The organism is Mycobacterium sp. RTGN4 (genome assembly GCF_033804635.1).
GTDB lineage: Bacteria > Actinomycetota > Actinomycetes > Mycobacteriales > Mycobacteriaceae > Mycobacterium.
Map to the genome: position 1 here is coordinate 114,742 of NZ_JAPZLB010000018.1, position 22,431 is coordinate 137,172.

Sequence of the window (22,431 nt, forward strand, 5' to 3'; positions counted from 1 at the left end):
CCGGACTCGTCCGAGGCATTGGGTAGGGTCTTCGGGTGACCCCGAGCCCGACCGTGAAATCCGTAAACGCCCGTCTCGCTGAGGAACTCGCAGTACGCGAGGCCCAGGTAGCAGCTACCGTCCGGCTGCTCGACGAGGGTTCGACCGTGCCCTTCATCGCGCGATACCGCAAGGAGGTCACCGGCAGCCTGGACGACGGCCAGCTGCGCACGCTCGCGGAGCGCCTGGTGTATCTGCGCGAACTCGACCAACGCCGGGACGCGGTGCTCGCCTCCATCGAAGAGCAGGGCAAGCTCACCGACGAACTGCGCACCGCGCTGCTGACGGCCGACACCAAGTCACGGGTCGAGGACATCTACCTGCCGTACAAAACCAAGCGGCGTACCAAGGCGCAGATCGCGCGCGAAGCCGGCCTCGAGCCGCTTGCCGACCAGCTGCTCGCCGATCCGACGCTGGTTCCCGAGGATGCCGCCGCGGGATTCCTCGGCGCGGACGTGGCCGACGCCGACGCGGCGCTCGACGGGGCCCGCCACATCATCATCGAGCGGGTGGCCGAGGACGCCGAACTCGTCGGCACCGTCCGGGAAAAGTTCTGGAAGGACGGCGCGCTGCGCACCGCCCCGTTGTCGGAAGACGTGGCTAAAAGCCCTGCGGGACAGAAGTTCCGCGACTACTTCGAATACTCCGAACCGCTGGAGGCCATGCCAAGCCACCGGGTGCTCGCCGTCATGCGCGGTGAGAAGGAGCAGGTGCTGGCGGTCAGTCTCAACGGTGGCGAGGACGAGGTCTACCAGGTGATGGTCGCCCAGTCGCTTGGCGTCAACCTGACGTCGAAGGCGGCGGCGACGCCGTGGCTGGCCACCACCGTGCGGTTGGCGTGGCGGGTCAAGCTGATGATCTCGGCATCCGTTGATGCCCGCATGCGGCTACGTCAGCGCGCCGAGTTGGATGCGGTGGACGTGTTCGCCAGGAACCTCGGGGACCTCTTGCTCGCGGCGCCGGCAGGCACGCGCACGACGCTCGGGCTGGACCCGGGCTTCCGCACCGGAGTCAAGGTGGCCGTCGTCGACGACACCGGCAAGGTCGTCGACACCTGCGCGATATTTCCGCATCAGCCGCAGCAGAAGTGGGACGCGGCCAAGGCGATCCTGGCGGCGCTGGTCGCGCGCCACGACGTCGAGTTGATCGCCGTCGGAAACGGCACCGCGTCGCGCGAAACCGATGCGCTGGCAGCCGAACTCATCGCCGACATCAAGGCCGCGGGTGTCGTACCGCCCACGAAGGCCATGGTGAGCGAGGCGGGCGCCTCGGTCTACTCGGCCTCGGAGTACGCCGCGCGCGAGCTACCCGAACTCGACGTCACGCTGCGGGGCGCGGTGTCGATCGCGCGGCGACTGCAGGATCCGCTGGCCGAACTGGTGAAGATCGAGCCGAAGTCGATCGGCGTTGGGCAGTACCAGCACGACGTGACGCCGGGGACGCTCGCGCGCAGCCTGGACGCCGTCGTCGAAGACGCCGTGAACGCGGTCGGCGTCGACCTGAACACCGCATCCGTCCCGCTGCTCGCGCGGGTTTCCGGGGTCACCGAATCGTTGGCAGAGGGCATCGTCGCTCACCGCGAGCAGACCGGACCCTTCCGCAACCGCAAGGCGCTGCTGAAGGTTCCGCGGTTGGGGCCCAAGGCATTCGAGCAGTGTGCGGGCTTCCTGCGGATCACCGACGGCGACGACCCGCTGGACTCGTCCGGCGTACACCCCGAGGCGTACCCCGTGGTCCGCAAGATCCTGGACCGGTCGGGGCTCAAGCTCGCCGAGCTCATCGGCAACGAGCGCTCGTTACGCTCCCTGAAGCCCGCGGACTTCGCCGACGACCGGTTCGGCATCCCCACCGTCACCGATATTTTGGCCGAACTGGAGAAGCCCGGACGTGACCCGCGGCCGGCGTTCTCGACGGCCACGTTCGCGGCTGGCGTGGAGAAGGTGGGCGATCTCAAGGCGGGCATGGTGCTCGAAGGCGTCGTGACCAACGTCGCTGCCTTCGGCGCGTTCGTGGACGTCGGCGTTCATCAGGACGGGCTCGTGCACGTCTCCGCGATGGCCGATCGGTTCGTGTCCGATCCGCACGAGGTGGTGAGGTCGGGGCAGGTGGTGCGGGTCAAGGTCGTCGAGGTGGACGTGGATCGTCAGCGGATCGGACTGACCATGCGGCTCAAGGACGAGCCGAAACGCGGGCAAGGCAATCGCAACGACCAGAGTCGACAGAAGCGGCCAAACCCGGCGCGCGGCAACGACTCTGGTCGACGGGAGTCAGCCCAGCCGATGGGATCATTGGGGCAGGCGCTGCGGGACGCCGGCTTCGGCAAGTAGGTCGGTGACGCCGATCAGGCTTCCTTCTCAAGCTCGAATATCGGGATGGTGCGCGTGGTTTTCGATTGATAGTTCGAGTACGCGAATGCAGGCGTGGTCACGTTGATCTTGGCGATGACAACCTCACGTTCGGATGGGTCGAGCTCGCGCGTGACCACGTCGAACGAGTCGGTGTCGACCTCAACGTGCGCACGCGGGTTGGCTCGCAGGTTGTGCACCCACCCCGGGTTGACGTCGGCCCCGCCGTAACCAGCGACGATCAGTAGCTTGCCGTCGATGCGAAACGCCACCAGCGGCGAGACCCGCGGCTCGCCGGACTTCGCACCCGTCGTAGTCAGTAGCAACAGGTCATTGCCTTCGAATCGCCCGCCGACCTTGCCGGCGTTGGCGCGAAACTCGTCGGTGATGTTGCCGTTCAGTGTCTTTAGCGTCTCGGGATCGGGTTTCTCAGCCACGATAAGCAGAGCTACGTGGTCGCGCCGTCTATTCCCATTCGTTGAAGGTGCGCGACGGGTAAGTGCTCACCGATCGCTGGTGGTGATGCCGTGAACCTCTTGAACGAGGTGCGGCATCACCTGAGGGAATGCCAGGTAGACAACGGCACCGACGACGACGCATGCGACGACGGCACGTAACAGTCGCCTCCACAACCGCCAGACCAACCACGCCGCGACGACTGCAGCGGTCGCGGATGCCGGTGCATGGGCGAAGTGTGTCGTCAGATCCGAGATGTCCACCGTTAGCCATCTTGCCTGCAAATGCTGACAGCGCGGGGACGCCCGTGGCTAACTCGCCGTGCCGCGGATGAACCGCATGAATGGCGCACCATCGGGTCCGTAGGTACCTCGGTCGTCGCCCTGCATGACCCAGTTGTGTTGTTGGTCGGCCCGGGCGGCGATTTCGGCCATCCGCTGATTCCGTGCGGCCGCGGCGGCGTTTCCTTGCCGCACCACGGCTCTGATCACGTAGCAGGCCGCCACCACCGCCAGTGCGCCGACGATCCACCAGATGAACTTGATGATCAGTCCGATCACGAACAGCACCCCGATGACGGCGCCCAGTCCGCCGCCACTGTTCGTCTTCCGACTCATGGGCAGGCATCATGCCGCGGCCATCCGACAAGTCGCGGGGCTAGTCGCGGCGCTCGGCCTCGGCGACCATGACGAGTAGGGCGTCGACGAGTTCGTCGGCGGTGGTGTGCCACTTGTCGGTGTGCAGCAGCCCACTCGACTCCAGACCGGCGGCCCCGTGCACGCCGGTGAGCAAGATGGCCGCATAGCGCTGGGCGTGCTGGTCGCCGACGACTTCGACGACGATGGCGAGGAATTCGTCGCACATGCGTTGCGCGGCCCGGACCACCGCGGCCGGGTCGCCTGCCGGTGCGGTGAACATCAACTGGTAGAGGTACGGCTGCTGGCGGCTGACGGTGATGACGTCGGTGAGCGCGGCGCGCAGCCTGTCGGCGGGTAGTAGTCGCGGGTCGGTCTGCAGCGCGTGCATGAGATCGCCTATGCGTTCCCAACTTTCGGCGGCGATCGCGGTCAGCAGGCTTTCCTTCTCGGCGAAGTGCCGGTAGGGCGCACCGCGGCTCACCCCTGCCCGGGCGCCCACCTCGCGCAGCGTGACGGCGTCGGGACCTCCGCTGTCGAGCAGTGCGGCGGCCTCGTCGAGTAGGGCGCGGCGCGTGGCGGCGGCGGACTCGGTGCGGCTCATGGTTCACCCACTTTAGTTGACAATGTCATCTGAACGGGTAGTTTCATTAAGATGACAGCGTCACCTGAAATCGTGGTTGTAACCGGAGCGTCCACCGGCATCGGTGCGGCCACGGCACGCGAATTGGCCCGGCGCGGGTTCCACGTGCTCGCGGGTGTCCGGCGCGACCGGGACGCCGACGCGATCCGCGGACCGGGTATCGAGCCGGTGATCATCGACGTCACTAACCCGGAGCACATCGCGGCGCTGGCGGCTCGCGTGCAGGGCGACCCGCAGGGCCGGGCGTTGCGGGCGCTGGTGAACAACGCCGCTATCCAGGTTAACGTGCCGGTCGAGACGTATGCGATCGACGAGTGGCGAAACATGTTCGAGGTCAACCTCTTCGGCCAGATCGCCGTCACCCAGGCGCTGCTGCCGGCGCTGATCCGCAGCAGGGGTCGGGTGGTGAACATCAGCTCCGTGGGCGGCAAGATCGCGATGGCCGCCTATGGTCCGTATGCGGGCACGAAGTTCGCGCTCGAGGCGGTCAGCGATTCCCTGCGGCGCGAACTCGCCCCGTCCGGCGTCCGGGTGGTCGTCGTCGAACCGGGCGCCGTGCGTACGGAGATGCTCGGCCGGGCGGTGGCCTCCGCCCAAGATTCGACGTCGGCGATGACGGCCGAGCAAGCCCAGCGCTACGGCGGGCTAGTGCATGCCGTCAACGCGCAGGCCGCGTCGTCCACAGACTCGGGCTTGCCCGCTGACGCCGCGGCCAAGGTGATCGCCAAGGCGGTCACGGCGCGCAAGCCGCGTACGCGCTACGCCGTCGGTCGCGACGCCGCAGTAATCACCCGCATGGCGCGCTTCCTGCCCGACCGGGTACTTGACCGCGTGCTTGCCGTCGGTCTGCGTCCGCACTTTCCGAAGACGAAAGTCGTTGAGACGAATCAGCTTCCGGGGTCCTGGCAATAGAACAGTCCGCAATTGAAGGGCGGCCGGGTCGGTGGTCCCGGCGGGTTGTCACCCTCGTAGATGTTCGGATACACGTTGCCCTGGCCCCAGTCGACGCTGTAAAAGGTGTGGCAGACGTGCTGGTTCCAATGGACTTCGTTGTCGTCGGCCGGCAATGCGTGGGACGGACCCTGGCCAGGAGGGCACCACGTGTACGGCCCCGAGTAACCGGCGTTTGCGGTACCCGTTGACAGAACCAGGCCGGCGACCACGACGCCGCCCGACAGCAGTGCCGCGACAACGATCCGCCTCACGGTCTGAGCTGCCTTCATGGTGGATTCCTTTCGGTGCGACTAGATGGTGGCTGGTGTGGCAAGTACAGAGCGTCGGGTTCGCTACCGATCCCAACAATTTGACCCAGTGAAGTAGAAACACCATGAGGCTAGAAGCTTCGCGGCCGAAGGTTGGTCCGTTTCGATCATGAAAATGGCGGGTGCAAGTGAGACCGGGGGCTTTACGTACCCGCTACTAAAACGGGAGCAGAAGGCGGGCGAAGGGAGTCGGGTTGGACGACGCTCTCCCGCTGCGTCTACAGGGCCTCCGCTGCGCGCTCGCCCAATTCAGTGAGGGCGAACCACGTTGTCCAGCCCCATTTTTCCCAGTCATCGTAGTTAGTGACGTAACGTTCGTGCAGGCGTGCCACCGCCTGCACAATTGGGACTTTCCATGGTTCCACTCGTTCGTTGCTGCCGCCGACGATGTCGCCAACCACCAGCAGCCTTTCGGTGAGCAACGACCCTATGGTGGCCATGAGTCGCACTTGGCGCGTGGTGGCAGAGTCGGCTGCGTAACTATTTGCGACCACGGAATCGATATGGCTGAGCGACAAGCATTCGCCCACCAGGTCACGAAGCAATTGGTCTCGCAACAGGTCGTCGGCGCCCTTCCTTGGGGTGTTGTTGCGGTGGGGTGAGTCGGATGCCTGTGTCACCGTGTCTCGTCCTTCATCATCCGCCTCCGAGCCATTGTCGCTCAGAGGCGGGCATTTCGATTGCCGTGGGCCAGTTACGGGTCCGGCTCCTGGCGAGTTTGCGGACGGCACCTCGTCATGTGAGTCGCTTAGTTGGACGGTTTTATAGCGCTGGGCCGTTGAGCCTTGCGCGGTAACCTTCATAGGTACGCGTGCCGGCCAGTTGCCACATGATCTTCGCGGCCGACGGGACACCGGCAAGGAAGCGGTGCTTGTCTTCGTCGGACACCCCTTCGAGCATGCAACCCGCGAAGACCAGTCCCAACCTGGGATGAGTGCGCAGAATCGACGAACCACGCGCGGTTGCCTTCTTCCATTCGGGGGCGGTGATGTACTCCTCGATCAACGGAACGACGTCGCGTTCCTCGTCGTCAAGGTGCACGTCGACAAGTCCGATCAATTCATCGACTGCGGTCCGCAGCCGCTCCGCCGCCGACGGCGCACCCGTTTTCGCCCATACCCAGCCTGTGGCTTTTGCCGTGTCGATGCCTGCCGCGATGGCGCGGTGTTCGGCCTCCATGCGGCAGATGTTGTGGTCACCCACCGGCGCCCGGGCATGGAGCTTCGGCCAGATCAGGTCGTCTTCGGCTGCATGATGGTGATGCAGCAGGACACCAATGAAGCTCAGATGCGCGTTGACGACCGCAGCGCGTTTCGCATCCTCGGCACGGACGCTATTGATCAGTGCCGGAACACCGTGTAACTCGTTGCGGAAGGCGCGATGCACCATCGCCATTTCGAACGCGGCGGTCGATGTCATCACATACTCCTCCGCCGAGGCTCGGCAATGCGTGCAGATCTCGGGGAACGAATGGTGCGGCTGGACATAGGATCCGGAGGTCGAGACGCCGTGGCAGTTTCGGCGGCGCTGAACGCCGATTCCACGATCGCTACGAGATCCTCGCAGTCTGTCTGTGCCCAGGCTTCCAATGCAGCGACCAACACGGCAACGGCGACCCTCGCGTGGACGGCCAGCGCAAAATCGCTTTGGGCTTGACCGTTGCGTCGTGCGAGGGAACGCACGAACAGATCGCGAGTCTCGTCCATTGCGATCAACTGAAGGGCTCGCAGCTGGGGTGTACTCATCATGAGACGAACACGCGTGAGAATCCTATGGCGGTCCGTCGGCAGGATCGCCGCCATACTGGTGGACAACGCGGCGCCTATTGCCGCCAATGGTGACTCGTGCGGTGGTCGGTCGACGATGAGTTCCTCAATCATCGGGTCGTACTCACGTGTCTGGACGACGTTTTCCTTGCGGGGGAAATAGCGGAAGAACGTCATGTGCGACACGCCCGCAGCCGCGGCAATGTCTTCGACTGTTGTGTTGTCGTATCCATTTTCGGCGAACAGGTGTAGCGCGTGTTCCTGGATCGACCTGCGGGTGGCCGCTTTCTTACGGCTGCGCCAGTCGTCGTTCGTCACCGCGCCGACACCGCTCTGACGACACACGATTGACCCAACGTGATGTCAAGCCATTCTGCAAGCTTTCCGGGGTCGCGCCCGCGCCAAGCGAGATGGCCATCTGGCCGCACCAGAAGGGCATCGTCATCGCCGGGTAGGACCGCAACGTCACCGAGTCGAGCCTTCGCCACCGCACCCAGCGTATCTCGGCCAAGCAGGGCCCAGCCGGGCCCAAGCAAGGTGAACAGCCGCGCCACATCCCCGTTCTCACAGGTAAATTCGGCGTCCGGCACCCTGTCACCCGGACGAAGTCCTGGTGAGCGGATACCGCATGCGCGTAGTCGACGCGTGCTACCGAGCGGCCCCTTGCGATAGGTCACGGACAACTGCGAGGCCTTGTCCGCGATATGCCGCTGCACCCATCGCCGGCGCAGAATCGGCACCATGGCGTGATCACGAATCAGCCGCGTCATGAGCCCGGTGCCCGCCAGGATGTCGGTGACGTCGCCAGTATTCGACAGCACTTCCGCCGCGATCGGCCGCCGCTCGGCCTCGTAGCTATCGAGCAAGTCTTCGTGTGCGCGTCCGTTCATGACGAGTGTGAGTTTCCACGCGAGGTTCTCGGCGTCACCGATTCCGGTGTTCAATCCCTGCGCGCCCACGGGACTGTGGATGTGTGCGGCGTCCCCAACCAGCAGCAGTCTGCCGCGCCGGTAGCTGTCGGCCAGCCGGCGATGCACCCGAAACGACGATGCCCACGCAACCGATCGGACGACACCGCCCGCGTGCTGCGCCAAGCCAGCCTCGAGTGCACCGAGGATCGCCTCCGGCGGCAGATCGGTGCGATCCGCTCCGGGCGCCGGAGCCATCAGCCGCCACACGTTGTCACCCGGCAGAGGAAAGGCCCCCAGCAGACCCGTCGGACCGGCGAAGAACACCACAGCGTCTCGTGGGCTGTCGAGGTCGGCACAAACATCGGCGATGAGGAGCCGTTCGACGCGCGGTACACCCGGGAAATCGATGCCGGCGGCTTTGCGCACTATGCTGTGCGCGCCATCGGCGCCTATCACCCAATCGGCGTGTATGACCGTCCCGTCGGCGAGTCGCGCCGAGGCGCGCTCACCGGTGTCGTCGACACTCACAACACGCTGGTTCCACTCCACCGTCCCACCAGCTGCGGTGAGGCGATTGCGCAGCGACGCTTCGATGTCGGCCTGCGAGATGATCAACGGAAAGGCGGGTCCCGACCGACCAGCGTTGACCCACGACAGCTCCACGAGGTACCGACCGTTGATCCGAAATATCGAGCGCGACAACGGCACAGCGCTTTCCCTTAGGCTTCCGAGGGCACCGATTCGATCGAGCACCTCGATACCGCGCGGCTGCAAACCCAGCGCTCGTGACGTGGTCGCCGGAGCCGGTGCGGCATCGAGCGTCCGAACGTCAACGCCGGCCGCGCGGAGCGCCGATGAAGCCACTAAGCCACTGGGCCCCGCGCCGACGACGACGACACCCGCAGAACCTGACTCCATCGACATGTTATTACGCTAACATGTTAGTGGACTAACCACAAAGGGCGCCCTCCGGAAAGGCCACTATCGCGCTGATTCCTATGGATTGGCCGAGCAGAAGCAGGTCCAACGATTCGGCAAGCTTCAAGACTCCTCTTAGTCAATCCCCGGTCCGCTACGCTCGCCTATGCGCCGTCGAGTCCGCCGCCAACAGGCCCTGCAGCCCGCTGCGTGGAGAGTTGTCGCTCAGAGGCGGGCACTCCGACTATCGATCAGAGCAGCCTCCAAAAGCCCACCCCCAAGCGAAGGGGGGACGTCGCTCGAGGGTGGGAGTTAGAGGGAGCTCAGAGCAGCCCGAGCAACTCCAGGTCGGTGATGTACTTGACGATCACCGGCGCAGTGATGTGCGGGATGTCCTTGTCCGGCCCGATCTTGGCTTCCTGCACGGCGGCCCGGAAGTGATCCGCCGGTGCGAGTGAGCCATTGATGGGTGGCTGCGCCTTCTGGTAGTTGTGCAGAAGCGGCAGCAGCGACGCATTGCGTTGCTTCTCCGGCAACGCCCGCAGGGTCGTGTCGAACCGCTCCAGCCAGGCCGCGTACTCCGGCACCCGGGCGACCTCATAGCCCGCCTCGACGAGCCAGTCGACGAAGGTGTCCATGCTGATGCCGTCGTCGTAGGGGTTCATCACGTGGTAGGTCTCGAACCCCTCGGTGACGTTGGCGCCTAGGGTGGAGATCGCGTCGGCGATGAATTCGACTGGCAGCCCATCGAAGTGGGACCGCTGCCGACACCCGCCCGCGTCCAGTTCGTAGAACGAACTCGGCGCGATGCCCGTCGCCACCAAGGACAGCATCATGCGCGTGAACATGTCCGGCACGTTCAGCTGCCCGGCGTAGGTGGTGTCCGCCATGATCATGTCGCAGCGGAACACCGACACCGGCAGGCCGGCCAGGTCGTTGGCCTCGCGGAGCAACACCTCACCCGCCCACTTGCTGTTGCCGTACCCGTTGGCGTAGCTCTCGTCCACCTTGCGGGTGGCGCTCATCTGCCGGATGTCGGGCTCCTCGACAAAGGTGCCCGGCGTGATGCCGTCGCCCACGCCGATGGTCGAGACGTAGACGTACGGCTTGATGCGCGTCGTCAGCGCAATGCGGATGAGCTCCGCGGTGCCGACGGCGTTGGGCCCGAACAGCTGGCTGTAGGGCAGCACGTGGTTGACCAGGGCGGCCGGGTCGACGATCAGGTCGACGGTGTCGGCCAGCCGCTGCCAATCAGTCTCCGATAGGCCAAGATTCGCTTCGCCCTTGTCGCCCGCCAGCACCTCGAGGTGCTCGGCTGCCAGCGCCCGGTAGTGCGCGAGCAGCTTGGGGTCACCGCTGTCGAACGTCGCATCCAGGCGCGCCCGGGCGGACGCGTCGTCCTTGGCGCGGACGATGGCGATGACCTTGCCGTCGACCAGGTCCATGCGCTCCAGCCATTCCAGCGCCAGGTAGCGGCCGAGGAAGCCGGTGGCTCCGGTCAGCAGCACGGTACGCACCTCGCGGGCCGGGCCGGGCAGCGACGGAGCCGCTGCGAGCGTCTCCGCGTCGAGGAACTTGCCCAACGTCAGGTCGCTGGCGTGCACCTCAACCGCGTCACGGCCGTGCACGGCGTCGTAGGTGGGCCGCTTGGACCCGCCGGCCCGCTGCTCCTCGACGTACGCGGCGATGGAGGCCAGGTCGCTGGCCGGGCTGACGATCACGCCGACCGGCACGTCGACGGAGAAGATGTCGTGCAGCAGGTTGGCAAAGGTCAACGCCGACAACGAGTCTCCACCGAGGTCGGTGAATTGGGCGTCGGGTGCGACGTCGGTCGAAGCCGTACCGAGCAGTGCGCCGGCGGCGCGGCTGACCGTTTCGACCACGGGCCGGTTGGCGCCGTTGGCCCGCAGTTCGCGCAGCACGTCGGCCTGGCCGTCGGCGAGGTCGATGTACAGCTGCTCGAGCTCGGGACCGTAGTACTCCTTGAGCTGCGGCCTGGCCAGCTTGCGAATGCCGGTGAGCAGACCGTTCTCCAGCGTGAAAGGCCTTGTCTCGATGAGGAAGTCGCGCGGGATCTCGAAGGACTGCAGGCCGGCTTCGCGGGCGATGCTCTGCAGCGCGTTGCTCAACACGAGCTTGACCGCGGCCACGTCACCGTCGACGCCGGCCAGCGCGTCGTCGGTCGGCACGATCACCGCGAGCACGTACGAGCGAGCGCTGTTGCCGTACACGAAGATCTGCCTGATCGACGGGTGCCCGCCGTAGGCCGCCTCCAGCTTGGAGACCGTCACGAACTCGCCCTGCGAAAGCTTGAGCACGTTGTTGCGTCGGTCGACGTACTCCAGCTGATCCGGTCCGAGCTCGGCCATCACGTCGCCGGTGTGGTACCAGCCGTCGGCGTCGAACAGTTCGGTCGTGACCTCGGGGCGCTTGTAGTAGCCGGGGATGACATCGGTGGACTTGATGTACAGCTCGCCGCGGGGATGGGGGCGGTCGGTGGCGAAGTAGCCGAGGTCGGGGACGTCGACCAGCTTGTAGTCGAGTACCGGTGGGCGACGCAGCTTTCCGTCGACTAGGACGACGCCGTCCTCGGTGGAGCCGTAGCCGTTGGTGAGGTGGATGTCGATGAACTCTTCGGTCCAGGCCCGCAATTCGGGGGAGATGGGCGCGGAGCCCGTCATCGCCGAGAACTGGCGTCCGCCAATGAGATTCTCGCGCTGCTCGGCCATCACCTGCCGCTCGACGGTCTCGCGGTCGGTGCCGACGGTCGCGCGGCGATCGACTGCGCTCTGCACCTCCTGGTACAGCATCTCCCAGATGCGGGGGACCAGGTCGAGCTTGGTGGGCCGCACCAGCGCGAGGTCGTCGAGCAGGGTGGACAGGTCGCTCTTCGCACAGAAGTACGCGGTGCCGCCCGCGCCGAGCGTGCCGTAGAGGATGACGCGGCCCATGATGTGGCTGATCGGCATGAAGTTCAGGGTGATCGCCGGCAGCTTGCCCTCGGTGTCCCAGTCGGGGCCGAACCATCCGCCGAAGGTCTTGGCCATCAGGCGGTCGGTGTACATGGCGCCCTTGGGGGTGCCGGTGCTGCCGGAGGTGTAGATCAGCAGGCGCAGGTCCTCGGCATGGCCGCGGGTGAGCTCGGGTCCGTCGGTGTGCCGGGCGCCCTGGGCGATGACGTCGTCGAGGGATTCGACGGGGATGGCCAATTCGTTGAGCCGGGCGACGGCGGAGTCGAAGGCCTCGCGCTCGTCGTCGACCTGCGGGTGGTAGTCGAACACCACCACGCGCTGAGGCGCGTGGGCGGTAAGCGCGAGCTCGACGGCGTCGGCGAGGTGGTCGACGCTGGAGAGGATCGCGACGGGCTGGGTCTCGACGAGGATCGGGTGCAGCTGCGACTGGGGCGCGCTGGTCTGCAGCGGGACGGCGACGGCTCCGGTCAGGGACAGCGCCATGTCGACGACGGCGTAGTCGGCGCTGGTGAATCCGAGCGTCGCGACGCGGTCGCCAGGCTTGACCGGGTTGCCGGCCAGCGAATCGGCGAGGGCCTTCACTCGGGCCCAGGTCTGCGCGTAGGTCAGGGTGTCGAAGCGGGGCGCGAACTGCGCGACCGTGCGGCCGGTGGCGTCCTTGGCGAAGTCGACGGCGCGCTGGCCGAGGGCCGGGCGGTCGGCGTAGCCGGTCATCGCGGTGCGGATGACGTCGGCGAGGACGAGGCCGTCGGCGTGGAGTGCGGCGGTGATGGATGGATCGGGCTGGGCGGCAATGAGTTGCGCGTCGCCAGAGGTCAACTGCTGGAAGCGGTATTGGAGCCGCGCTTCGCGAGCGTTGGCGGGAGTTGACATGAGTTGTCTCCTCTGACAATCAGAATTCAGTTAAGGATTAGTGGGACACCGCTTTGTGCCCTACTCATGAAAATAGATAAGGGAACCTATGTATTCCTGAGACTCTGCTGTCAGCGGCGAGGCTTATCCCGCGAATCAGCAACCTCTATCGATAGCGTTTACCTGCTACGACATGTTCAGAGCGAACGGCTGCTGCGGCCCGCGGTGTGAGCCGGACGGCGCGGTGACTTTGGTCACGGCGCTCGGCTCAGTCCTCCGTGGGCCGCCTCCGAACGGCGGGTTACGCGAGTATCGAGGCCAGGTCGCTGCGGGGCACCGACACGTGCGTGGCGCCGGCAGCCGCATTGGTCCACATGCCCCGGCCGATGAAGAAGATGACCGCATCGTCGGTGAGCGCGAACGCCTGATACATCTGGGCGCCGATCGAGTTGTGGTCGATTTCCAGGCCCGCGAACTGCTTGGTCAGGTCGGCCGAGACGATCGGGTCGAGCACCGCGACGGGGTCGCTGCCCGGTTTGAACAGCGTGTCGAACGTGATCGGGGCCTGCTTGCCCAGGTCGTAGCTGACCGCGTCGTATTCGGTGTTGGGGTGGGCGCCGCCGAGGTCGGCGTACTCGTCGAACACCAGGCTTTGGGTGCCCGAGGTGGGCGTGCCCGATCGGTACGCGGTGCCCTTGATGTCGAGCGCCAGCTGAGCTTCGGGCGCATGTGGTTCCCCGGCGGCCTGGACGAACCCGTCGCGCTGCCGCTTCAGCACGTCGGTGATGGCCTGCTGGTCGGGATAGTCGACGGGGTAGTGCATGTCGATCGTGTAGGTGGGAGTCTGCGCGTGCACCGTGCAAAAGCGGTCGGGGCCGCCGGTGCCGCCGAGGTCGGTGCACGAGGTGGGCGCCACGGCCGGGGTGGACGCGTTGGCCGACGTGGAGGAGCCGGATGACTCGGACGACGTTGCCGCGCTTGAGCTTTCAGACGGTGCGGAGCCAGACCCGCTGCAGGCCGTCGCTGCGGTGAGCATGGCGCCGGTCAGTGCGATCCAGGCGGTGCGAGCGGTCATGTCCTGCTCCTGTCGACGACGCTTCGGGCGTTCAGGCAGGTTCGGATTCCAGAGTCGGCGCGCCCCCACCCGTCGTGATCACGTCAAGATCAGCGTAAGCGGGCGGATGACATCTGGATGCCGTTTCCGCCACCCCGGCGCCGATGCTCAGAGGTCGCCTTGACGGGCGGCGGCTGGATTCCCGGGTTCGTGTCCCGCGTGACCGGTAGCGAGTAGCGTGGAGACCTTGGTTGGACGACGGGTTGGAACTCTTTCCGGCCGGTGCGGAGGTTTCATGCCGATGGTAGGGCGGTAGCGAATCCCCATGGCTGTCAGTGTCTTCGACCTCTTCTCGATAGGTGTGGGCCCGTCGAGCTCTCACACCGTGGGGCCGATGCGCGCGGCGAAGAGTTTCGTCGACGAGCTCGGTGAGCGGGTGTCATCGGTTGTCGGTGTGCACGTCGACCTCTACGGGTCGCTGGCGGCCACCGGTCGCGGGCACGGCACGCTCGGCGCGATGCTGCTCGGGTTGTCGGGGGAGACGCCGGAGACCGTGGACCCGGAAGCTGGACGAGCGCGAGTCGCGGCGATCGACGGCGGCGAGCCGCTGTTGCTTAGCGGCGTTACGCCGGTCGCGTTCATCACGGCGGACATCGGCATGCATCCGACGGAGATCAAGAACCGGCACACCAATGCGATCCGGTTCGCCGTCGACTTCTCCGACGGTGGCTCACATGAGGCGATGTACTACTCGATCGGTGGTGGGTTCGTCGTGCGCGACGGCCAGCCACCGGACCCGCCCGCCGAGGTCCCGTTCCCGTTCACCGCCGGTGAGGAACTGCTGAAGCTCTGCGAGATCCACAACGTGCGGATGTGGGAGATCATGTGGCGCAACGAATGTGCGGTGCGCACGGAGTCCGACGTGCGGACCGGGCTGCTGCAGATCTGGACGGCGATGGTTGCATGTATCGAGGCGGGTTTCCACGGCGAGGGAGTGTTGCCGGGCGGGCTCGAGGTGCGCCGCCGTGCGCCCGGGCTGCATCGGCAATTGATGTTGAGGCATGAGGCCGACGCGCACGCGGACTCGATGGACTGGCTGAACGTCGCGGCGATGGCGGTCAACGAGGAGAACGCAGGCGGCGGACGCGTGGTGACAGCGCCGACGAACGGGGCAGCGGGAATCGTTCCGGCCGTGATGTTTTGGGCGTTGCGCTATCTGCCCGTCCTGGACGAGCCGGACGCGAGGGACGATGCGGTGGTGCGGTATCTGCTGACCGCGGCGGCGATCGCGGTGCTGTGCAAGGAGCGGGCGTCGATCTCTGGCGCCGAGGTCGGGTGCCAGGGCGAAGTCGGGTCGGCGTGCTCGATGGCAGCGGCGGGGCTGGCCGAATTGCTCGGAGGTTCGCCGCGCCAAGTCGAGAACGCCGCGGAGATCGGCATCGAGCACAACCTTGGCCTGACGTGCGATCCGATCGGCGGACTGGTGCAGATTCCATGCATCGAGCGGAATGCGATCGCTTCTGTGAAGGCGGTCAACGCGGCGAAGATGGCGCTGTATGGCGATGGCATTCATCGGGTTTCGCTGGATCAGGCGATCGAGACCATGCGGCAGACCGGGATGGACATGCACTCCAAGTACAAGGAGACGTCGCTTGGTGGGTTGGCGGTGAACGTTCCGGAGTGTTGAGCGGCGGTGGAGCTAGCCGGCCTGGTCTTGTTCGAGCATCAGGGCAATCCGATCGTTGATCCAATCGGCGTCGACGACGGCGAGGGTTTCGCAGTTGCGCTTGCCGCAGATGCACCCGTGCTCGATGGCGCGGTGATGACGGGCGAGTTGGTCGAACTGACGCAGCACCGCGTCGCGTGAGCGGAAGGCGGCCTTCATCTTGTTTCGGCAATCCTCGGCCAGGCCTAGCGTGTCCTGGAGTTCCTCGACCGTCTGACCTAAGCGGGCGCGCAACTCGGCTTCGTGCTCCCGGGCGGTCTTCAACGGGTTGCCTTGATGGCCATCGCAGACCCCGCATCGCCACCCACGAATTATCCCGTCGGCGTTGACCAGCGCCGAGGCTTGCCGTTCGGGCACGTCCAGGTCGCAGCATGCGCACACAACGGTGTACGAATTGCGCTGACTCATCGTGGCTCTAACTGGTGTCGGAATTACAGTCCCGTCCACGGTGACATCATGATCGGAATCGTCGGCCGCGACGCGCCGCAGATTTAGCAAACATTCAGCACGACAGCAGCGGCTGGGGGAGATGGCGAGAACTTCCTGCCCCGGATGGGCGGCGGTTTCCCCGCTTCGGGAAGGGGGCCTCCGCCCTAAGCCATTGCTCGTCTGCTGCGGCTCGTCGAAGAACTGGTACCACTGTGAAGAATGAGGCCGATCGTACTCAATACTGCGCTGCGGAAGGTGTATCGGCAGCGCATGGTCGATCGGACTCAGTTCCTGTGGATGTGGGTCGAGCCATGGGGGTCGGAATCACCGACGAATGACTACCTGCGGCGGTAGGTTGCCTGTAGCCAACTGTTCCGAACGCACGATTTGCGGCTACGCATCACGGGTAGCTAACTGATCGGCAGGCGGGAGCAAGCTGTGCGACATGGGGACGTTTCGGCTTCCGGAGGGATGCTTGATCTTGGCGCTTATCACAAGCTTTCGATTTCGTAATGACCGCGTGATCAGCTACAGAACAAGGGGCGAATGTGGTTGGACGTACGACCGCTCCGAAAATCAGCCCAGGTTGCTACAGCTAGAGACCTACGCATCTGACGGCACGACAAGCCAGGTACTACAGATAAATAGGAATCGGGCGATCGACCTCCTGGCGATCCTCAATGAGGTGTTTCCCGGGCTAGCAGATGGGGCGTCGTCGGATTCAGCGGAGGCGCGGTCGTGACAGAACCAGCGGCCGTCTCTGACCTTGATTCCCTGGCAGCTGAAGATCCGGTAGTAAGGCAACTCGCTCGGATCATTCGCGACAGTCCGTCGTTGACACTTGACGACGCAGTCGGCGAACTCTCACAGATCGTGGAGATATCGCGTGTGCAAAAGGCCGCCGGGCGAATCCGCGAGCTCAACGATCTGATCAAGAATGCCCAGGTTCCAACGTCGGTGGTGGCCGGCAATATCGAGACTTGGTACCCGGGACCCCGAGCCGAGGATCGCAACTGGTCAGCCCTGGTCGAGATCCTGCGGGCAGACGGTTGGGACGACGAGATGTTGAAGGACCTCAATGATTCGTCGACCAAGGTGGTGGCTAATCTGCCGAATCCTGCCGGAGAGGGGGAGTACCACTGCCGCGGATTAGTGCTCGGATACGTGCAAAGCGGCAAAACAACGAACTTCACGGCGGTCATTGCGAAGGCAGCAGACGCTGGTTATCGCCTGTTCATCATACTTTCGGGAATCCACGATGCGCTTCGGCTGCAAACTCAGGATCGGCTCAACGAGCAGCTCTGGGGGCCTCACAGCGACATCTGGCACAGGTTGACAGATGAACAGGATTTTCGCCCCACGGCCAATGTCGACGCGCTTTTGTCGACGCAACGGCAATGCGTGCTTGCCGTCGTCAAGAAGAACGGCTCTCGACTTCGTCTCCTGAGAGATTGGCTCTTCGCGGCTCGGCCGGAAGTGCTTGCATCCTGCCCAATTCTGATCATCGACGACGAGGCCGACCAAGCTACGGTCAACACCTCCAAACCCGATCGACAACCAACGCGGATCAACGGCCTCATTCGGGACATCGTTAACAAGGTGCCGAAGTCGGCATATGTCGGTTACACAGCTACGCCGTTCGCGAACGTCCTGATCGATCCCGGCGACTATGAAGACCTTTATCCGCGCGATTTCATTGTCGATCTCCCAAGGCCACTGCCATACATCGGTCCTGAGGCGATATTCGGAAGAGAGGCACTGGATTTCGACGATACCGACGTCGGCGACGATGGCAACAACTTCGTGCGTTCGGTGCCTGACGACGAGATCGATGATCTCCGACCGAAAGGAGCGGCTAAGCGGCACGAATTCGAGCCGCGAGTCACGGACAGCCTCGATGCTGCGCTGCGCTACTTCTTAATGAGTACCGCCGCAAGGCGTTTGCGTAACAAGGGGAATCGTCATGCGACGGCACTCATTCACACGTCGCAGCACATCGATGTCCATGAACGGACGGCCCAGGCGATCGTTGATCACTTGTCGACTTTGCGCGCACGCCTGAGCCGTCGCGATGCAGTCCTGCTGGATGCCATGGAGCGTCAATGGGCCGAGGAATGTACAAAGGTCGCAGCATCCGATTTTCAGCTCGAAGCAATCGGTTGGGATGGCATCGCGGATGCACTATCGGCTGTCGCCGACGACGTTGAAGTCATCACTGACAACTCCCGCAGCCTCGAGAGGTTGTCGTTTGACGACGCAAATCCGCGTGTAATCGTTGCCGTGGGTGGCAATACGCTTTCGCGAGGTCTGACGCTTGAAGGCCTCGCCGTGTCCTTCTTCGTTCGTACTGCCTCCGCCTACGACACGCTGCTTCAGATGGGGCGCTGGTTTGGTTACCGCAACGGATACGCAGATCTAACGCGGATCTGGATGACGGACGAAATGCGGGCGTGGTTCCACCATCTAGCCACAGTCGAGCAGGAAATACGTTACGACGTTGAGAGGTTGGAGGTCGAGCACTTAACACCTGAGCAGTTCGGGATCCGGATACGCACACATCCGACGTTGGCGATTACGTCGGCAGCCAAGATGCGCCATGCGCGAACTGCAGAAGCCTCCTACGCCGGTCGAAGGCTGCAGACGATTCTCTTCAATCACAAGGACGCTGCGTGGCTTGCCGAAAACTTGCGTGCTGCACGATCCCTGATCGCTTCGGCGGCATCAGCCAAAAGGTGGTATCCGAGGGCAGGAATAACTGTCATCGAAGGGATCGATTCCCAGCACATTGTGAGCTTTCTATCGATGTACAACTTTCATGAAAACAGCCGCGACCTCGATAGCCAGTTGATCAATCGGTACATTCTCGATCGGCGAGAAGAGGGCGAGTTACTACGCTTCAACGTTGCCTTGATGACTCGCAGCTCTGACTCGGACTACCTGGGTGCGGTGGACCTGGGCGTTGACGGCATGGAATCTGGCTGCATTAATCGCGCCAAAATGCTACAGATCGGCGGGGCAACCTACGCTGACATCAAGGCGCTGATGAGCCGTAACGATCGTGTCATCGACCTCAAACTTGCGGAAGGCTTGCTCACCGCTAAGACGAAGCCGGCGGAGCTGTCGCGATTCCGAAGTCCTAAGGAAGATGGCGGTTACGGCGACGGGTCGGGTCTCGTCTTGCTGTACCCCGTTTCGAAGGACAGCCGTCCAGTTCGAGGAACGGCAAAAACGCGTGAGCCACTGAAGGCAGTGGACCATGTGCTCGGCGTCGGCTTGGTTTTCCCCGAAAGTGCTTCCGCTAGAGCCAATGTTGAGTACGTTACAGCGGACATTGCCTCCATGCCCGACGTTGAGGTCGAATCGCCCGATGATTCAGACGAGCCCGTCGAACTCGAGGCGGGTACGGCGTGATCGATCAGGTCAGGCTTGCGTACGCCGCGTTGGCCACTCACGGAGCTCCGGCCGAAAATGGTTTGACTGTGTTGCCGCTCCGAGGGGTCAAAGGCATTTTTGTTGCGGTGGATACTCAGTCACGCCAACACCTTCTCTTGGAGGCTGACGCTGAAGTTGTTGCTACGCCGAATGTTTCGACTCTTACGGTCACGACCAGAAATCTCATCATCGACGGGCGAAACGCGCGCTTGCTCGATATCGTGTGCTTGTTCACATCGCTTTCAGAGGTTTTCGACCATTTCGCCGATGCGATGATTGGGCGCGTAACAGACGGTGGCGAGCCTCCGAACGTCGCGTTGAACAATGTGCTCAGCGGGTGGCGTGACTTTCTAGTTGCGCCCAAGGGGCCAGTAGGTCGCGACAAGTTGGCTGCGACTCTCGGAGAACTGCTCGTCGTTCGCGACGTGGTGCGGTCAGGCACGACTGATATCGGCTTTTGGGTGGGTCCGTTTGGGCAACGTCATGACATGCGAAGTGGCTCGACAGCTGTCGAGGTGAAGACGACCCGTTCGCACACCGGCTACAGGGTGACAATTCACGGGGAAGACCAACTGCTCTCCCCCGATAATGGCACTTTGCACATGCACTTGGTGCGGCTCGAGGAGGTCCACGACGGCAGCGTTCGAGTATCGACCGTCGTCGACGACCTGCTCGCCGCCGGAGTCTCAGCCGAGAAGCTCTTCGCCGCTCTCGCGGCGAATGGTGTTCCGATTGGCGATATCCCGGCGAGCGACGGAATTTCATTCGAGGTGCGGGAGCGCGTGACCTTCCCTATTGATGACAAGACGCCGCGTATTGTGCCTGAATCATTTGTAAGCGGAAGGCGCCCAACTGGGGTATTGGATATCAGCTACGTCATCGACCTGACGGGTGCCGTTCATGACTCGCTCAGTGATGCCGCGTATGCCGCGTTGATGAGTTCGTTTACGACGACGGTGAAAAAATGACTGCTCTACAACGCTTCTCGGAGCCCTACAGCGCAACTGGCGGTCTTGCCGCGATCGGTGTCCTAAATCAGCTCGGACGTCCGGACGCGGAAGCGCTCGAGGTGCTGGTACGTGAGGCTGTGCAGAACTGTTGGGATGCGAAACGCCCCGACTCGCCAGGTATTCGCGTTGAGATCGGCCGCTCCACACTCGACGCTGAGAATGCAACGAGGCTCAAAGACACTGTGCTGGTCGATCCTCCGCCGGCCCTCCCCCTCGCGGACGAAGTCCGCGGGGGGATGCAGACGCTGTATGTCGCCGACTTCGGTACGCACGGTCTGGCGGGACCGACCAGAGCCGACCGGCCGGGCGAGCCGCGAGACTTTGTTGATTTTGTGCGAAACATTGGGCAACCGCCAGATAAGGATTTTGGTGGCGGATCGTTTGGCTACGGGAAGGCGGCCTTCTACATTGCCAGCGCGGCCAAGACAGTCGTAATCGACACCCTTTGCGAGGTTGCGCCGAGGAAGTACGAACGGAGGCTGCTCGGATGCGCCCTCGGGGGAACATTCGATCTGGCCGGCGTTCCCTATACGGGTCGGCACTGGTGGGGCCGCATAAGCGACGGCACACCCGAGCCGGTGACCGGTGATGAAGCAGATCGAATCGCGGGACACCTAGGCCTACCACCGAGAGTTGGTTCAGACGGAAGAGGGACCACGGTTCTTGTTGTCGCGCCGTCTGTGTCGATCGAAACGGTCGACGGCGTTGATTCCACGATGGAGTTCATCGCAGAATCGATCGCCTGGAATTTCTGGCCACGAATGATCGATACCCCTGGTGGAGCACGCCGCACGATGGAATTCTCGCTGTCGGATTGCGGCAAGAGCGTTCGGATCCCGAATCCTCGTACGCACCAGCGTCTTCGAGGGTTTGTTGAGGCGATGGATCGTCTGCGCCAGGAACCGGGCGAGGACCTTGACGACTTGTCGATGGACTGCGAGATCCGCAGCCTCCGTCCGGTCCGGAGGCTTGGGCGGCTAACTATTCAAAAGGGGCCGGTGGCTCCGGCAGATCTCCCTGATCGACCGCTTCCCCGAGGCGCGCGCATCACGTCAGCCGGTGTCCACCACGTGGCGCTCATGCGGACGCCCGAACTCGTCGTGACCTACCTTGCAGGTGCAACACCGGTCACGGGCAGATTGGGCTACGCCGGTGTGTTTAAGTGCGGGCTCGATGCTGACGACATGTTCAAAGCCGCCGAACCTCCCACCCATGACGAATGGGTATATCGGTCTGTCCACGACAAACAGTGGCGGTCGTTCGTAAAGATCGCGTTAGAACGCGTGCAGAGCCAATGCAGGTTGGCAGCGGGCTACGACGCCTCAATACGTCAGCTCACCGAGTCAGACGCAATTCCGCTTGGCGAGTTTGCGGATGCGCTCGCAGCGCTTATGCCCGGCCAGGACGGTCCCGGGGCCAGACGCCCAGCATCGCAGCGAGTCGCCAAATCTCGGACGCGGCGTCGTTCACCAGCGCGAAGAGACATTGATGTCATCACTGATGATGTCTGGGTGGATGCGCCGCCGGATGGCGACGTCATACGACCGAATGAGAAAGAGGAATCTGACACGCCCCAGCGCGATCGTATTGTCACGCCTCGGCCTCTGCCGCCGCCTCAGACGCGATCCGGTGGTGACCCGGTTCCCGTGATTTCTGCCGACGGATCGCCGGTCATCGCGTATCCATTTGAATTGCGTACGAAAGGGAATCGCGTCTGCCTGTCGGCGGCCGTCGAGGTGATGACCAACGACGGCGCCTTCGTAGAGTCTGAGCCGCCAGTTGGATACGTCCCTCCGGCTGTGCACTGTTGGGTCGACCCTCTTGGCTCGCGACATCTGACATCTGAGGTAGTGGTCGGACCCGAAGGGGTAGACGGAAAATGGCTCGTTGAGATCGAGCTCCGCGACGAGATGATGCGTGTAGACCTCACGGTGGAGCGGCGTTGAAGACCGCTCGGGCTATCCCATATCTTCTGCCACCG

18 protein-coding genes are annotated in these 22,431 nt (G+C 63.9%); 6 read left to right on the forward strand and 12 right to left on the reverse strand.

The window, feature by feature from the left end:
* Window positions 1-35 precede the first annotated feature (35 nt).
* Window positions 36-2,366, forward strand: coding sequence for a Tex family protein (locus SLQ30_RS29175; RefSeq protein WP_319450337.1), 2,331 nt, complete (start codon window positions 36-38; stop codon window positions 2,364-2,366).
* A gap of 14 nt (window positions 2,367-2,380) precedes the next feature.
* Here the strand turns inward: SLQ30_RS29175 and SLQ30_RS29180 are convergent, their stop codons facing one another.
* From SLQ30_RS29180 to SLQ30_RS29195, 4 genes are all read right to left on the reverse strand, one after another.
* Window positions 2,381-2,821, reverse strand: coding sequence for a nitroreductase family deazaflavin-dependent oxidoreductase (locus SLQ30_RS29180; protein ID WP_319450336.1), 441 nt, complete (start codon window positions 2,819-2,821; stop codon window positions 2,381-2,383).
* Between the two features lie 66 nt (window positions 2,822-2,887).
* Window positions 2,888-3,103 carry a hypothetical protein gene (locus SLQ30_RS29185; protein WP_319450335.1) on the reverse strand — a complete coding sequence of 72 codons (216 nt, stop codon included), beginning with the start codon at window positions 3,101-3,103 and terminating at the stop codon, window positions 2,888-2,890.
* 48 nt (window positions 3,104-3,151) lie between these two features.
* Window positions 3,152-3,457 (reverse strand): hypothetical protein, encoded by a 306-nt coding sequence (locus SLQ30_RS29190; protein ID WP_319450334.1) that lies wholly within the window; start codon window positions 3,455-3,457, stop codon window positions 3,152-3,154.
* Between the two features lie 40 nt (window positions 3,458-3,497).
* A complete protein-coding gene (locus SLQ30_RS29195) occupies window positions 3,498-4,079 on the reverse strand; it encodes a TetR/AcrR family transcriptional regulator (RefSeq protein WP_319450333.1) in 582 nt (193 codons plus the stop codon).
* A 51-nt stretch (window positions 4,080-4,130) separates the two neighbouring features.
* On the opposite strand from SLQ30_RS29195, the gene SLQ30_RS29200 reads away from it, so the two are divergent.
* The gene (locus SLQ30_RS29200) at window positions 4,131-5,030 is read left to right on the forward strand and encodes an SDR family NAD(P)-dependent oxidoreductase (protein ID WP_319450332.1); all 900 of its coding nucleotides are present in this window, start codon (window positions 4,131-4,133) and stop codon (window positions 5,028-5,030) included.
* Here SLQ30_RS29200 and SLQ30_RS29205 read toward each other — a convergent pair.
* The 7 genes from SLQ30_RS29205 to SLQ30_RS29235 form a co-directional block, all read right to left on the reverse strand.
* Complete coding sequence (locus tag SLQ30_RS29205; protein WP_319450331.1) at window positions 5,006-5,341, reverse strand: hypothetical protein; 336 nt, start codon at window positions 5,339-5,341, stop codon at window positions 5,006-5,008. The genes SLQ30_RS29200 and SLQ30_RS29205 overlap by 25 nt on opposite strands.
* 257 nt (window positions 5,342-5,598) lie before the next feature.
* A complete protein-coding gene (locus SLQ30_RS29210; RefSeq protein ID WP_319450330.1) occupies window positions 5,599-6,000 on the reverse strand; it encodes a hypothetical protein in 402 nt (133 codons plus the stop codon).
* Window positions 6,001-6,142: 142 nt separating this feature from the next.
* Window positions 6,143-6,799: a hemerythrin domain-containing protein gene (locus SLQ30_RS29215; RefSeq protein WP_319450329.1), complete on the reverse strand. Its 657-nt coding sequence runs from the start codon at window positions 6,797-6,799 to the stop codon at window positions 6,143-6,145.
* A complete protein-coding gene (locus SLQ30_RS29220) occupies window positions 6,799-7,464 on the reverse strand; it encodes a TetR family transcriptional regulator (RefSeq protein ID WP_319450328.1) in 666 nt (221 codons plus the stop codon). Before SLQ30_RS29220 ends, SLQ30_RS29215 begins: the two co-directional genes overlap by 1 nt.
* Window positions 7,461-8,981, reverse strand: coding sequence for an FAD-dependent monooxygenase (locus SLQ30_RS29225; RefSeq protein WP_319450327.1), 1,521 nt, complete (start codon window positions 8,979-8,981; stop codon window positions 7,461-7,463). The genes SLQ30_RS29220 and SLQ30_RS29225 overlap by 4 nt, the downstream gene beginning before the upstream one ends.
* 317 nt (window positions 8,982-9,298) lie before the next feature.
* A complete protein-coding gene (car, locus tag SLQ30_RS29230) occupies window positions 9,299-12,820 on the reverse strand; it encodes a carboxylic acid reductase (protein WP_319450326.1) in 3,522 nt (1,173 codons plus the stop codon).
* Window positions 12,821-13,100: 280 nt separating this feature from the next.
* Window positions 13,101-13,874 carry an esterase gene (locus tag SLQ30_RS29235; RefSeq protein ID WP_319450325.1) on the reverse strand — a complete coding sequence of 258 codons (774 nt, stop codon included), beginning with the start codon at window positions 13,872-13,874 and terminating at the stop codon, window positions 13,101-13,103.
* Between the two features lie 304 nt (window positions 13,875-14,178).
* Between SLQ30_RS29235 and SLQ30_RS29240 the strand changes: the two genes are divergently transcribed.
* On the forward strand, window positions 14,179-15,540 hold the full coding sequence (locus tag SLQ30_RS29240; protein ID WP_319450324.1) for an L-serine ammonia-lyase: 1,362 nt from the start codon (window positions 14,179-14,181) through the stop codon (window positions 15,538-15,540).
* Window positions 15,541-15,552: 12 nt separating this feature from the next.
* Here SLQ30_RS29240 and SLQ30_RS29245 read toward each other — a convergent pair whose 3' ends face one another.
* A complete protein-coding gene (locus SLQ30_RS29245; RefSeq protein ID WP_319450323.1) occupies window positions 15,553-15,987 on the reverse strand; it encodes a hypothetical protein in 435 nt (144 codons plus the stop codon).
* 759 nt (window positions 15,988-16,746) lie between these two features.
* Here SLQ30_RS29245 and SLQ30_RS29250 point away from each other — a divergent pair.
* Genes SLQ30_RS29250 through SLQ30_RS29260 form a run of 3 tightly spaced genes read left to right on the forward strand, consistent with a single transcriptional unit; the run spans window position 16,747 to window position 22,396 of the window.
* Entirely contained in the window at window positions 16,747-19,419 is a 2,673-nt protein-coding gene (locus tag SLQ30_RS29250; RefSeq protein WP_319450322.1) for a Z1 domain-containing protein, read from the forward strand.
* On the forward strand, window positions 19,416-20,408 hold the full coding sequence (locus SLQ30_RS29255; RefSeq protein ID WP_319450321.1) for a PD-(D/E)XK motif protein: 993 nt from the start codon (window positions 19,416-19,418) through the stop codon (window positions 20,406-20,408). The genes SLQ30_RS29250 and SLQ30_RS29255 overlap by 4 nt, the downstream gene beginning before the upstream one ends.
* The gene (locus SLQ30_RS29260; protein WP_319450320.1) at window positions 20,405-22,396 is read left to right on the forward strand and encodes a hypothetical protein; all 1,992 of its coding nucleotides are present in this window, start codon (window positions 20,405-20,407) and stop codon (window positions 22,394-22,396) included. The genes SLQ30_RS29255 and SLQ30_RS29260 overlap by 4 nt, the downstream gene beginning before the upstream one ends.
* The last annotated feature ends 35 nt before the right edge of the window (window positions 22,397-22,431 follow it).

What these genes read in the sequence shown, in the direction of transcription:
- SLQ30_RS29190 (WP_319450334.1), bottom strand. Translation starts at nt 3,457, where the DNA reads ATGAGTCGGAAGACGAACAGTGGCGGCGGACTGGGCGCCGTCATCGGG.
- SLQ30_RS29195 (WP_319450333.1), bottom strand. Translation starts at nt 4,079, where the DNA reads ATGAGCCGCACCGAGTCCGCCGCCGCCACGCGCCGCGCCCTACTCGAC.
- SLQ30_RS29200 (WP_319450332.1), top strand. Translation starts at nt 4,131, where the DNA reads ATGACAGCGTCACCTGAAATCGTGGTTGTAACCGGAGCGTCCACCGGC.
- SLQ30_RS29205 (WP_319450331.1), bottom strand. Translation starts at nt 5,341, where the DNA reads ATGAAGGCAGCTCAGACCGTGAGGCGGATCGTTGTCGCGGCACTGCTG.
- SLQ30_RS29215 (WP_319450329.1), bottom strand. Translation starts at nt 6,799, where the DNA reads ATGACATCGACCGCCGCGTTCGAAATGGCGATGGTGCATCGCGCCTTC.
- SLQ30_RS29225 (WP_319450327.1), bottom strand. Translation starts at nt 8,981, where the DNA reads ATGTCGATGGAGTCAGGTTCTGCGGGTGTCGTCGTCGTCGGCGCGGGG.
- car (WP_319450326.1), bottom strand. Translation starts at nt 12,820, where the DNA reads ATGTCAACTCCCGCCAACGCTCGCGAAGCGCGGCTCCAATACCGCTTC.
- SLQ30_RS29235 (WP_319450325.1), bottom strand. Translation starts at nt 13,874, where the DNA reads ATGACCGCTCGCACCGCCTGGATCGCACTGACCGGCGCCATGCTCACC.
- SLQ30_RS29240 (WP_319450324.1), top strand. Translation starts at nt 14,179, where the DNA reads ATGGCTGTCAGTGTCTTCGACCTCTTCTCGATAGGTGTGGGCCCGTCG.
- SLQ30_RS29245 (WP_319450323.1), bottom strand. Translation starts at nt 15,987, where the DNA reads ATGAGTCAGCGCAATTCGTACACCGTTGTGTGCGCATGCTGCGACCTG.
- SLQ30_RS29260 (WP_319450320.1), top strand. Translation starts at nt 20,405, where the DNA reads ATGACTGCTCTACAACGCTTCTCGGAGCCCTACAGCGCAACTGGCGGT.